Origin of the sequence: Agrobacterium sp. MCAB5, assembly GCF_052114365.1 — a bacterium.
Classification (GTDB): Bacteria; Pseudomonadota; Alphaproteobacteria; order Rhizobiales; family Rhizobiaceae; genus Agrobacterium; species Agrobacterium tumefaciens.
This window is the reverse complement of sequence record NZ_JBFREP010000004.1, coordinates 229,005-241,070: the sequence shown is the minus strand read 5'-3', so window position 1 is coordinate 241,070 and position 12,066 is coordinate 229,005. Positions and strand designations below refer to the sequence as shown.

Genomic DNA, 12,066 nt, shown 5'->3' with positions numbered 1-12,066 from the left:
GCCGGTTTTCTTACGGACGCATATCCGGCTGCTGACATTGGAGCTTCCTCCAACCTCCCTCATTCCTGTGCTTGTCACAGGAAAGGAGATCACCCCCGTAACAGCCTGTTCCCAACCGCAAACTTGGATTTCAGCAGACACTCATCATATTCCGCCTCGGCATCSGAATCGAAAACGATGCCGCCGCCGACATTGAAGATCGCGCGGCCGCCATCGAACARGGTCAGCGTGCGGATCGCCACCGAAAAGCGCATYTCACCAGCTGGAGACATGAAGCCGATCGCGCCGCAATAGGCGTCGCGCGGCGTCTGTTCCAGTTCGCGCAGRATCTTCATMGCCCACATTTTCGGCGCGCCGGTCACCGAACCGCAGGGAAAAAGCGCCGCGAAAATATCCTCCACCGTCACRTCAGGCAAAAGCTTCGCGCGCACATGGCTGACCATCTGGTGCACGGTGGGATAGGTCTCGATATCGAACAGTCGCGGCACATGGAGGCTSCCGACYTCGGTGATKCGGGAAATATCGTTGCGCAGGAGATCGACGATCATGCGGTTTTCGGCAAGCGTCTTTTCATCCTCAAGCATYGCCGCGATGATCGCCCGGTCCTCTTGCRCATTCGCACCGCGCGGCGTCGTTCCCTTCATCGGATGGGTTTCAATGAAACCTTGCCCGTCCACCGAGAAAAACAGTTCCGGTGAGCGCGACAGGATCACCGGTCCACCGAGATCGACCAGCGCGCCATATTTAACCGGCTGGCGCGCGACCAGCGACCAGAAGGCCGTGAGCGGATCGCCGCTCCAGCGAGCATGAACGGGCATCGTCAGATTGCCCTGATAACAGTCGCCGCGACGCAGATGCCCGTGCAGCCGCTCGAAGCGCTGGCAATAGTCTTCAAGGCCCCATGCGGGCGCGGGATCGGACAGAAACGCATCGGCATCCGGCAGACTTTCGGGCCGCGCAAATCGCCCCTCATCCGGCTGTGGGCCGGAAAAGACGCCGAAGCGAAGGAACGGCACGTTGCGAGGCTCGGCAGCAAAGTCCGCAAGTTTCGGCTCGAACAGGAAACCCGCCTCGTAGGACATATAGCCGGCAAGGTATTTCCCGGCGCGGCGCAGCTGCTCCATGCGTTTCAGCGCCGCGAAAAACGCCTCTGGCTCATCCGCGACGATGATCTCCTCCGGCTCGGTGAAGGCTGTCACCGTGCCGGTCGTGTCATCCCGGAAAAGAACGTAAGGCGCATGTGCCAAGGAAAGCGTCCGAACAGGAGTAAGGGTCGGGAAAAATCAGATCGGGTCTATGTCGCCCCGCGCCCACATCTCTATGGTTTCCGCATAAAAATCAGCGAAACGGCCTTCCTCGATCGACTTGCGGATACCCTGCATCAGCTCCTGATAATAGGCAAGATTGTGCCAGGAGAGCAGCATGCCGCCCAGCGCCTCGTTGGAGCGCGTGAGATGATGCAGATAGGCGCGGGAGTAATCACGCGAGGCCGGGCAGTTTGACTGCTCATCGAGCGGCCGCATATCCTCCGCATGGCGGGCATTGCGGATATTGACCCTGCCGCGACGGGTGAAGGCAAGCCCGTGACGACCGGAACGGGTCGGCATCACGCAGTCGAACATGTCGATGCCGCGCGCCACCGATTTCAGAATATCGTCAGGCGTACCGACGCCCATCAGGTAACGCGGCTTTTCGGTGGGCAGCACCGGCAGCGTGATGTCGAGCATGCCCAGCATCACATCCTGCGGCTCGCCGACGGCAAGGCCGCCGACAGCGTAACCCTTGAGATCAAGCTGCCTCAGCCCTTCGGCGGAGCGAATGCGCAGATCCGGCTGGTCGCCGCCCTGCACAATGCCGAACATGGCCTTGCCGGGCTGTTCACCGAAGGCGACGCGGCAACGCTCCGCCCAGCGCAGCGACATTTCCATGGCGCGCTCGATTTCCTTGCGCTCGGCCGGCAGCGCGATGCATTCATCGAGCTGCATCTGTATGTCCGAATCAAGCATGCCCTGAATTTCGATCGAGCGTTCCGGCGACATATGGTGCAACGAACCGTCCACATGGCTCTTGAAGGTCACACCCTTCTCGTCCAGCTTGCGCAGTCCTGAAAGCGACATGACCTGGAAGCCACCGCTGTCGGTGAGGATCGGATGCGGCCAGCGGATAAGCTCATGCAACCCGCCAAGCCTTGCCACGCGCTCCGGGCCGGGCCGCAGCATCAGGTGATAGGTATTGCCGAGAATGATATCGGCCCCGAGCTCGCGCACCTGGTCGAGATACATGGCCTTGACAGTACCGACAGTGCCAACAGGCATGAAGGCAGGTGTGCGGATGACGCCGCGCGGCATGGCGACTTCGCCAAGGCGGGCGCCGCCGCTCGTGGCTTTCAGKGTAAAGGTGAATTTGTCGTGCATCAGTTCTTCCGGAACAACAGGCTTGAATCGCCATAGGAATAAAAACGGTATCCGGTTTCGATGGCATGCGCATAAGCGGCACGCATCGTCTCGAGACCGCAAAAAGCCGAAACGAGCATGAACAGCGTCGATTTCGGCAGGTGGAAATTGGTCATCAGAATATCGACSGCGCGGAAACKGTATCCGGGCGTGATGAAGATGCCCGTCGCGCCCGACCATGGCTGAATRACGCCATTCTCATCAGTGGCGCTTTCGATAAGCCGCAGCGAGGTGGTGCCGACAGAAACGATCCGCCCGCCGCGCGCCTTGACGGCATTGAGCTTTGACGCAGTCTCCTGCGAAACATGGCCGATCTCGAAATGCATCTTGTGATCGTCGGTATCGTCGGCCTTAACTGGAAGGAAGGTGCCTGCCCCAACGTGAAGTGTCACGAAATGTCGCTCGATGCCGGCTTCGTCCAGCGCCGCAAACAGATCGGGCGTGAAATGCAGGCCGGCAGTTGGTGCGGCAACGGCGCCCTTCTCGCGGGCATAAATTGTCTGGTAATCGGTCTGGTCCTGCGCATCTTCCGGGCGCTTCGCGGCAATATAGGGCGGCAAAGGAATATGGCCGACGGAGGCGATCGCCTCGTCCAGAACAGGGCCGGAAACGTCGAACAGCAGCGTGATCTCGCCCTCCTCACCCTTTTCCTCGACGGTGGCCTCCAGATGGGCAAGGCCGCAGGCATTGTCGCGCTCGTAACCGAAACGGATGCGGTCCCCCTGCTTGATGCGCTTGCCCGGCCGCGCGAAAGCCTTCCAGCGCGACTGGTCGGCGCGCATGTGCAGCGTGGCTGAAACTGCCGTTTCAGGCGCACCTTCGCGCAGCCGCACGCCTTCAAGCTGGGCTGGAATGACGCGGGTGTCGTTGAATACCAACGCGTCGCCGGGCTTCAGGAAGGAAGTCAGGTCGGATACGATGCGGTCTTCCATGTGGTTCGCATTCGGATCGACCACGAGAAGACGCGCACTATCGCGCGGGCTCGCCGGGCGAAGGGCGATATTGTCCTCGGGGAGATCGAAATCGAACAGGTCTACGCGCATTGCAAGGGCTCTCGAAATATCAAAACCCGCCCTGCATGGCACGGGGCGGGTGGTGGGTGATGACAAGGCTTCCGACTACACTCGAAGTCATCCTCGGCTTGTCGCGAGTATGAGGTCTGAGAGGTTGACGCCATCATCAATGTGAAACGCCCCGCAGTTTCCTGCGGAGCGGGTAAACACTTYATACGCTATTATCAGGCCGCCGAAGCAAGCTTCATCGAAACGATCGAATCGGGGTCCTTCACAGGCTCGCCGCGCTTGACCTTGTCGATGGCTTCCATGCCTTCGATGACCTGGCCCCATACGGTGTACTGCTTGTTCAGCCAAGGCGAATCGGTGAAGCAGATGAAGAACTGCGAGTTGGCGGAGTTCGGGCTCTGCGAACGGGCCATCGAGCAGGTGCCGCGTACGTGGGAAATAGCCGAGAATTCAGCCTTGAGGTCAGGCTTCTCGGAGCCGCCCATGCCGGCGCGGGCCGGGTTGAAGCTCTCCGAACCCTTCTTGCCGAACTTCACATCGCCCGTCTGGGCCATGAAGTCTTCGATGACGCGGTGGAACACGACGCCGTCGTAAGCGCCTTCCGATACCAGTTCCTTGATACGGGCAACGTGGCCCGGAGCAACTTCCGGAAGCAGCTGGATCACGACCTTGCCGGTCGTCGTTTCCATGATGATGGTGTTTTCCGGATCCTTGATCTCGGCCATGATTATTCTCCTCTGTTCGGGCTCTATTGCCCTACCTTACTTCTTGCCGACGGTGACCTTGATCATCCGGTCGGGGTTGGAAACTTCGCCGTTGCCGCCGGCGCCGCGCTTGATCTTGTCCACGGCTTCCATGCCGGACACGACCTTGCCGACCACGGTGTACTGGCCGTTCAGGAACGGACCGTCGGCAAACATGATGAAGAACTGCGAATTGGCGGAATTCGGATCGCTGGAACGGGCCATGCCGACAACGCCGCGCGTGAACGGTGTCTTGGAGAACTCAGCCGGAATGTCGGCCATGTCAGAGCCGCCGGTGCCGGCACGCTGGGCGTTGAAGCCCTTCTCCATGTTGCCGTACTGCACGTCGCCGGTCTGCGCCATGAAACCGTCAATGACGCGGTGGAATGCCACGTTGTCATAGGCGCCCTTTTTCGCCAGCGCTTCAATCTGCACCACGTGCTTGGGCGCGACTTCCGGCATCAGTTCGATGACGACGGGGCCGTCCTTCAGCTGGACGGTCAGGAATTCGGCAGCCGAAGCGAAGGTGCTGGCGGCAAGCGCGCCCGCAAACAGGGCGCCGGCAAAGGCAAATCGAACGAGTTTCATTGGATTGGCTCCGGAATGTGAGGCTGAAGTCAGCGCTTCAGCTTGGCGTTGAGGGCTTCAAGCACGGCTTTGGGAACGAAGGCATCCACATTGCCGCCCATGGCGGCGATCTGCCGGACCAATGTGGCTGTAATKGGTCGCGACGACGTACCCGCCGGCAGGAACACGGTCTGTATATCAGGTGCCATCTGGCGGTTCATGCCGGCCATCTGCATTTCATAATCGAGATCGGTGCCGTCACGCAGGCCGCGCAGAAGAAGGCGCGCGCCATGCTGGCGGGCTGCATCGACGACCAGATTGTCGAAGGAAACGACCTCAACGCGCGCCGCCTCACCGGGCAGGCTTTCRGAAAGCGCCCGGCTTATCAGCGTCGCCCGCTCCTCGAAGCTGAACAGCGGTGCTTTTCCGGGATGGATGCCGACGGCAACGATGACTTTGGACGCCACGTTCAGCGCCTGGATAAGCACATCCAGATGTCCGTTGGTCATCGGATCGAAGGATCCTGGATAAAAGGCAATCGTCATATCGCTCTCAAGTGGTGGGCGTTATGTGCCGCCTTTTGTCAYGGAGATGGGCGCGGCGCAAGACTTTTACAACCCGGACGCCCTCCCGGTGCGGTCTGAACAACGGATGAATGCGCCGTTCAGTGCGGTTTCAGGGCTCATTTATATAAATACACGGCATCGGGAAACCGAAATGCCCCTCACCTCGTTAAGCCCCCGGAGAAATGAAAATGCTGGCCTTTATGATCGTCTTTTCGATCATCGCATCATTCGCAGCCGAGTATCTTTTCCTCGAATGAGGCCAGTCGCCGGTTTCCTGAACGCCAGATGAACAAGCCATTCAAGGAAGTTTCACAGGCGCGATGCTAATCGATTTTTAAGGTTGACGCGGAACATGATTGGACGTGGCGCGTTAATATCAAACCAAAGGAACAGACAGATGTTTGTAAGAGAAAAACAGTCTACTTCGGCGAAAATCAGCGTCATCAGCACCGCCTGGACAGTACTGGTCATCGCAATGGTAGCAACAACGTTTAGCCTTTATGATCAGAAGCCTGCTGCCCAGGGACCGGACTATCCACAGATGACCGCCCGCTACCAGTCCATGACCTATTACTGATGAGGAACTAGGATTTCCTCGCTACCAACGGAGATGATATCATGTTCACATTCCTGACTCTGCTTCTTGCCCTGATCAGCATCATGTTCGTGACGTCGATGATCTCCGCAGTCGCCGAGATGCGACGTGAAGACGAGGAATTCAAGGCCTCGGTAAGACGCAACCGCGCGTTCTGACCGCAACCATCAGACTTAGCCGTCTTTCAGAATATGATTCTCCGCAACCGCCTGGACGCTCCGGGCGGTTTTATTTTGCCGCCTTAAGGGCCAGTATGGCGAAGATGAAGGCGTAAAAACCTAGCCCCAATCACATAAGCGTTTTCAAAACCCCGTTTTTCCAAGGCAAATTCCCTTCAATTTCCCATTGGATTGATTTAAGGAACGCCGATACGTTGCGGGCCGGACGGCTGGCGACCGCAATGACGTTCCTGTGAGGTTTGCATAACGATGCTCGATTCCCTGAGAAATGCTTCTCGAACCATGGCAGCCAAGCTGCTGCTTCTCCTGCTTGTTGTTTCGTTTGGCGTCTGGGGCGTCTCCGCATCACTCGTCACCTCCAATTCGCATGCGGTCATGACCGTCGGCGACCAGACGGTCAGCCCGCAGGAATTCCGCCTCGCCTATCAGCGTCAGGTTTCCGATCTCAGCCGCCAGTTCGGTGCGAGACTGACCACCGAACAGGCCAAGGCCTTCGGCATCGACCGTCAGGTGTTCAGCCAGCTTGCGGCGGGTGCCTCGCTGGACGAACTGGCGTCGAAGATGAATCTCGGCCTTTCGGAAGACCGCCTCGCCAATCTCATCGCAGAAGACCCGGCATTCAAATCGGTTAATGGCCAGTTCGATCGCACCCTGTTCACCGAACGGCTGCGCAACTCCGGCCTGCGCGAAGACGACTATATCAAGGAACGCAGCAAGGTCGCGGTCAGAAGCCAGATCGTTGAAGCCGTTTCCGATGGTTTCAAGGCACCGCAGGTACTGGTGGACGCACTCAAGCAATACCGCAACGAACAGCGCTCGGTCGATTACGTCATCCTGTCCAACGCCGTCATTGCGCCGGTCAAGGCGCCGGGCGACGACGTGCTTGCACCCTGGTTTGAAACCAACAAGGCGAAATATCGCGCGCCCGAGTTCCGCAAGTTCACCTATGTGAAGCTGGAACCATCGGACATTGCCGATCAGGCTTCGGTGACGGATGCGCAGATCGCCGACTATTACAACAGCCACAAGGACAGCTTCCGCACCGCCGGTCGCCGCACCGTCGAGCAGCTGACTTTCCCGGAAAAGGAAATGGCAGAAGCCGCCGCGGAGCAGATCCGCCTCGGCAACACCACCTATGATCRGGTRGTTAAGGATCAGGGCAAGACCGCCTCCGACGTGACGCTTGGCGAATTCACCAAGGACACGATCCCCGACCAGTCGATTGCCGATGCTGCTTTCGCCGTCCAGAAGGATGGCGGCGTGTCTCCGGTCGTGGCAGGGTCCTTCGGCCCGGTCATCCTGCGCATCACCGGCATCAAGCCGGAAACCACCCGCACGCTGGAAGAAGCAAAAGAGGACATCCGCAAGGACCTCGCCACCGCTGCTGCAGCCGAAGAAGTCACCAATGTGCATGACCGTTACGAAGACCTGCGTGCCGGCGGCTCCTCGCTTGCCGATGCGGCAAAGCAGCTGAACCTCAAGCCCGTCACCATCGACGCCATCGATGCCGCCGGTCTTGATGAAAAGGGCGACGCCATTCAGGACCTGCCCTCGCCGCAGCTTGCCCAGGAAGTCTTCAAGACCGAACCCGGCACCGAAGCCCTGCCGATCAATCTTGGCCGCGAAGGCTACATCTGGTTCGACGTCGATCAGATCATCCCCGCCCGCGACCGCACGCTTGCCGAAGTGCGCGACGATGTCGTGGCCGACTGGACGGCAGAGCAGCAGCGCACRGCGCTTGCCASCAAGGCCGACGAGCTGAAGGCACGCGTTGAAAAGGGCGAGACACTGGCAGCGGTGGCTGGCGAACTCGGCCTTGCCGTCGAGCAGAAATCCGGCCTGCGCCGCACCAGCGAGGACGCGATTTTCGGTCGCCAGACGATTACGGCGGTATTCTCCGGCGCTGAAGGCATGACGGGCACAGCGGCAGACGCCGATGGTTCCAGCCGCATCCTCTTCAAGGTCACGGCAGTCGACACAAACGCGCCTGCCGATGCGCTTGCCAATGACGATCAGCAGTTCGCCGCCATCGCCCGCGCGGCAGGCGATGACATGCTCGACCAGATGGTCAACCGCCTGCAGAACGACTACGGTGTGACCATCAATCAGGCCCTCGCCGATCAGGCGATGGTCGGCTTCTAACCGGGGGGCGGAAACGATGGCCGAACTGAAACCGCTGATCGCAAAGGTCGCAAACGGGGAAAGCCTGAACCGTGAGGAATCGCGGGCCGCTTTCGACATTCTGATGTCGGGCGAAGCTACCCCGTCGCAGATCGGCGGTTTCCTCATGGCACTGCGCGTACGCGGCGAGACGGTGGACGAGATTGTCGGCGCCGTCTCCTCCATGCGCGCGCGCATGCTGCCGGTTTCGGCCCCCGAAAACGCGATCGACATCGTCGGAACCGGCGGTGACGGCATCGGCACCTACAATATCTCGACGCTCGCCTCGATCATCGTTGCCGGCACCGGCCTTCCCGTTGCCAAGCACGGCAACCGGGCGCTAAGCTCCAAATCCGGCACGGCGGATGCGCTGTCCGCGCTCGGCGTGAAGCTGGATATCGGCCCTGACCTTATCGCCCGCTGCATCAGTGAGGCAGGACTCGGCTTCATGTTCGCGCAGCTGCACCATTCCGCCATGCGCCATGTCGGCCCGAGCCGCGTCGAACTTGGCACGCGCACCATCTTCAACCTGCTCGGCCCGCTTTCCAACCCGGCGGGCGCGAAGCGCCAATTGCTCGGCGTCTTTTCGCCGCKCTGGCTGGTGCCGCTTGCCGAAGTGCTGCGCGATCTCGGCTCGGAAAGCATCTGGGTCGTACATGGCGACGGCATGGATGAAGTCACGACGACAGGCGTCACCCATGTGGCSGCGCTTGAAAACGGCAAGATCCGCACCTTCGACCTGACGCCGAAGGATTTCGGTGTTGAACCCGCTTCCATGGCAGACCTCAAGGGTGGCGACGGCATTGCCAATGCAGCGGCACTTCGCGAGGTTCTGTCCGGCAAGCGCAACGCCTATCGCGACGTATCGCTATGCAACGCCGCGGCAGCCCTCGTCATTGCCGGCAAGGCCGAAACGCTTGGCGAGGCGATGACGACCGTGAGCCAAGCGCTCGACAGCGGCGCGGCGGCAGCAGCGCTCGACCGCCTGGTCGCCGTCTCCAATGAAACAGTCTCCGGGCAGGCCGACCACTAAAAGGAATGAGAGCGAAACCATGAGCGACATTCTGAAAAATATCGAGATCTACAAGCGCGAGGAAATTGCCGCCGCCAAGGCCAGGGTTTCACTTGCCGATCTCAAGGCGATGGCCGCAGGCCAGACTGCGCCGCGCGGTTTTTACAAAGCGCTGCGAACAAAGCAGGCTGAGGGCAAATTCGGTCTGATTGCCGAAATCAAGAAGGCCAGCCCCTCCAAGGGGCTGATCCGCCCGGATTTCGATCCGCCGGCACTGGCCGCCGCCTATGAGGCTGGTGGCGCCGCCTGTCTTTCCGTGCTGACGGACACGCCGAGCTTTCAGGGTGCGCCGGAATTTCTGACGGCTGCCCGCAATGCCTGCACGCTGCCTGCGCTGCGCAAGGATTTCATGTTCGATACCTATCAGGTGCATGAGGCCCGCGCCTGGGGCGCGGACTGCATCCTGCTCATCATGGCGTCTCTTTCCGACGATGAGGCGAAACGCCTTGAAGACGAGGCTTTTTCACTCGGCATGGACGTGCTGGTCGAGGTGCATGATGCGGAAGAAACCGAACGGGCGCTGAAGCTCGCCTCGCCGCTTCTCGGCATCAATAACCGCAATCTGCGCACTTTCGAGGTCAGCCTCGAAACCAGCGAGAAACTGGCTGGCCTCGTGCCCGCCGATAAGCTGCTTGTCGGCGAAAGTGGCATCTTCACCTATGAGGATTGCCAGCGCCTCGAAAAGAGCGGCATCAGCACCTTCCTCGTCGGCGAAAGCCTGATGCGCAAGGACGATGTGACGGCAGCTACCAAAACCCTGCTAACCGGCCAATCCGGCGTTCTGGCGGCGGAATGATGCGCCGATGAGCGAGGCGACAAAGCTCACCCATATCGATGCGAGCGGCGAGGCACATATGGTCGATGTCGGCGACAAAGCCGAGACCGTCCGTATCGCCGTTGCCGAAGGCTTTGTGAAGATGAAGCCGGAAACGCTGGCGCTCATCCGCGATGGCAATGCCAAGAAGGGTGACGTCATCGGCACAGCCCGGCTCGCGGGCATCATGGCAGCCAAGCAGACGGCAAACCTCATTCCGCTCTGCCACCCGCTGATGCTGACCAAGGTTGCGGTGGACATTACCGAAGACGCTGCCCTGCCCGGCCTGCGGGTGGAGGCCATGGTGAAGCTCTCCGGMAAGACSGGCGTGGAGATGGAGGCGCTGACCGCCGTGTCCATCGCCTGCCTGACCATTTACGACATGGCCAAAGCCGCCGACAAGGCGATGGAGATCGTCAATATCCGCCTTCTCGAAAAGAGCGGCGGCAAGTCGGGCGATTTCCGGCGACAGGAGACATGAATGAAGCCACTGCTGCCCGTGGATGAGGCCGTAACGCGCCTTCTGGAGGCGGCGGTTCCTGTGGTTGACAGCGAAACCCTTCCGCTCGCCGAATGCGATGGCCGCGTCCTTGCGGCTGACCTTGCGGCGCGTCTGACCCAGCCGCCTTTCGATGCCTCGGCCATGGACGGCTATGCGCTGCGCAGTRCCGATGCGCCACAAATCGGGTCAGTCCTCACCGTYATAGGCCAGGCTGCCGCAGGCCACGCTTTCGCGGGCACGGTGGGTAAAGGCGAGGCCGTGCGTATCTTTACCGGCGCACCGGTGCCAGCGGGTGCGGATGCCATTCTCATTCAGGAAGATGCCGAGCTTTTCGGCGAGGGCAAAATCCGCACCGCTTTCGACATCACCGCCGGGCGACACATTCGCCCGCGCGGACAGGATTTTGCCGAGGGCGACACGGTTTTGAAGTCCGGGCGCGAACTCGGCTTCACCGATCTCACCGTTGCGGCGGCGATGAATCACGCAACGCTTGCCGTCTATCGCAAGCCACTGGTCGCCATCCTTGCCACCGGCGACGAATTGCTACCGCCCGGAAGCACGCCCCTTCCCGCCCAGATCATCGCCTCGAACACCTTCGGTGTCGCCGCACTTGCGCGGGCAGCCGGTGCGGAGGTTCTCGATCTCGGGATTATACCCGACAACGACACGCTGATCCGCGCCACCATCGGCAAGGCTGTCGCGGCAAAGGCCGATGTGCTCGTGACGCTCGGCGGCGCCTCTGTCGGCGACCATGATCTCGTTCAGGCGGCGCTTAAGGCCGAAGGCATGCAGCTCGATTTCTGGCGCATTGCCATGCGYCCTGGAAAACCGCTGATGGTGGGCRCCATCGATGCCATGCAGGTTCTGGGCCTGCCAGGAAATCCAGTCGCGAGCCTCGTCTGCGGCCTGCTGTTCCTCGAGCCACTGCTCCACAGAATCGCCCGCCGCATTCCGCCGCAACGCGTCACCACAGCCCGAACCGCCACACCGCTGAAGGCGAACGATCACCGGCAGGATTATCTTCGCKCSCGTTTCAGCRCCGATGRCAACGGCGCTCTGGTGGCGCAAGCCTATGCCAAACAGGATTCATCCATGATGAACATACTGGCACATTCAGACGGCCTGATCGTGCGCCCGCCAAATGCGCCGGCAGTTGACGCAGGTGCGGAATGCTCGGTGATACGGCTTAGAGCCTGACGGGACATATTCCGGCGGCGCACAAAACAACGCATTGTTTCAAAATCTTGCGCAATTTCCACCGCAAGTAGTCACAGAAATGAGACGAACTGCAGCCACTCCTGTTGAGACGACGTAATAAAAACTGTAACGTTGCTGTATCCGGACATGCGCGAAGAAGTTCGTTACTTATAAGCGGCGTCTCGCCAGATGAAAA

13 protein-coding genes are annotated in these 12,066 nt (G+C 60.3%); 7 read left to right on the top strand and 6 right to left on the bottom strand.

What is annotated here, in order from left to right; all coding sequences use genetic code 11:
- Positions 1 to 89: 89 nt before the first annotated feature.
- The 6 genes from AB4Z23_RS11880 to coaD form a co-directional block, all read right to left on the bottom strand.
- Complete coding sequence (locus tag AB4Z23_RS11880) at positions 90 to 1,247, bottom strand: aminodeoxychorismate synthase component I (RefSeq protein WP_441360152.1); 1,158 nt, start codon at positions 1,245 to 1,247, stop codon at positions 90 to 92.
- Between the two features lie 36 nt (positions 1,248 to 1,283).
- Complete coding sequence (gene tgt, locus AB4Z23_RS11875) at positions 1,284 to 2,414, bottom strand: tRNA guanosine(34) transglycosylase Tgt (RefSeq protein WP_141193760.1); 1,131 nt, start codon at positions 2,412 to 2,414, stop codon at positions 1,284 to 1,286.
- Entirely contained in the window at positions 2,414 to 3,496 is a 1,083-nt protein-coding gene (queA, locus tag AB4Z23_RS11870; protein WP_441360151.1) for a tRNA preQ1(34) S-adenosylmethionine ribosyltransferase-isomerase QueA, read from the bottom strand. Before queA ends, tgt begins: the two co-directional genes overlap by 1 nt.
- 194 nt (positions 3,497 to 3,690) lie before the next feature.
- A complete protein-coding gene (locus tag AB4Z23_RS11865) occupies positions 3,691 to 4,200 on the bottom strand; it encodes a peptidylprolyl isomerase (RefSeq protein ID WP_003515547.1) in 510 nt (169 codons plus the stop codon).
- Positions 4,201 to 4,236: 36 nt separating this feature from the next.
- Complete coding sequence (locus AB4Z23_RS11860; protein ID WP_441360150.1) at positions 4,237 to 4,806, bottom strand: peptidylprolyl isomerase; 570 nt, start codon at positions 4,804 to 4,806, stop codon at positions 4,237 to 4,239.
- Positions 4,807 to 4,835: 29 nt separating this feature from the next.
- Positions 4,836 to 5,330: a pantetheine-phosphate adenylyltransferase gene (coaD, locus tag AB4Z23_RS11855; protein ID WP_003515552.1), complete on the bottom strand. Its 495-nt coding sequence runs from the start codon at positions 5,328 to 5,330 to the stop codon at positions 4,836 to 4,838.
- A 418-nt stretch (positions 5,331 to 5,748) separates the two neighbouring features.
- Here coaD and AB4Z23_RS11850 point away from each other — a divergent pair, with 418 nt between their 5' ends.
- From AB4Z23_RS11850 to AB4Z23_RS11820, 7 genes are all read left to right on the top strand, one after another.
- Positions 5,749 to 5,928, top strand: a complete 180-nt coding sequence (locus tag AB4Z23_RS11850) for a hypothetical protein (RefSeq protein WP_003515553.1) — start codon at positions 5,749 to 5,751, stop codon at positions 5,926 to 5,928.
- A gap of 41 nt (positions 5,929 to 5,969) precedes the next feature.
- Positions 5,970 to 6,104, top strand: a complete 135-nt coding sequence (locus tag AB4Z23_RS11845) for a hypothetical protein (protein ID WP_003515556.1) — start codon at positions 5,970 to 5,972, stop codon at positions 6,102 to 6,104.
- Positions 6,105 to 6,374: 270 nt separating this feature from the next.
- The gene (locus tag AB4Z23_RS11840; RefSeq protein ID WP_441360149.1) at positions 6,375 to 8,267 is read left to right on the top strand and encodes a peptidyl-prolyl cis-trans isomerase; all 1,893 of its coding nucleotides are present in this window, start codon (positions 6,375 to 6,377) and stop codon (positions 8,265 to 8,267) included.
- Between the two features lie 16 nt (positions 8,268 to 8,283).
- Positions 8,284 to 9,318 carry an anthranilate phosphoribosyltransferase gene (gene trpD / locus AB4Z23_RS11835; RefSeq protein WP_441360148.1) on the top strand — a complete coding sequence of 345 codons (1,035 nt, stop codon included), beginning with the start codon at positions 8,284 to 8,286 and terminating at the stop codon, positions 9,316 to 9,318.
- A 19-nt stretch (positions 9,319 to 9,337) separates the two neighbouring features.
- On the top strand, positions 9,338 to 10,153 hold the full coding sequence (trpC, locus tag AB4Z23_RS11830) for an indole-3-glycerol phosphate synthase TrpC (RefSeq protein WP_111796362.1): 816 nt from the start codon (positions 9,338 to 9,340) through the stop codon (positions 10,151 to 10,153).
- 7 nt (positions 10,154 to 10,160) lie between these two features.
- Entirely contained in the window at positions 10,161 to 10,652 is a 492-nt protein-coding gene (gene moaC, locus AB4Z23_RS11825; protein ID WP_111804522.1) for a cyclic pyranopterin monophosphate synthase MoaC, read from the top strand.
- On the top strand, positions 10,653 to 11,870 hold the full coding sequence (locus tag AB4Z23_RS11820) for a molybdopterin molybdotransferase MoeA (protein WP_441360147.1): 1,218 nt from the start codon (positions 10,653 to 10,655) through the stop codon (positions 11,868 to 11,870).
- The last annotated feature ends 196 nt before the right edge of the window (positions 11,871 to 12,066 follow it).

Excerpts from the sequence above, each read along its gene's own strand:
- AB4Z23_RS11860 (WP_441360150.1), bottom strand. The coding sequence starts at position 4,806 with ATGAAACTCGTTCGATTTGCCTTTGCCGGCGCCCTGTTTGCGGGCGCG.
- AB4Z23_RS11865 (WP_003515547.1), bottom strand. The coding sequence starts at position 4,200 with ATGGCCGAGATCAAGGATCCGGAAAACACCATCATCATGGAAACGACG.
- AB4Z23_RS11850 (WP_003515553.1), top strand. The coding sequence starts at position 5,749 with ATGTTTGTAAGAGAAAAACAGTCTACTTCGGCGAAAATCAGCGTCATC.
- AB4Z23_RS11845 (WP_003515556.1), top strand. The coding sequence starts at position 5,970 with ATGTTCACATTCCTGACTCTGCTTCTTGCCCTGATCAGCATCATGTTC.
- trpC (WP_111796362.1), top strand. The coding sequence starts at position 9,338 with ATGAGCGACATTCTGAAAAATATCGAGATCTACAAGCGCGAGGAAATT.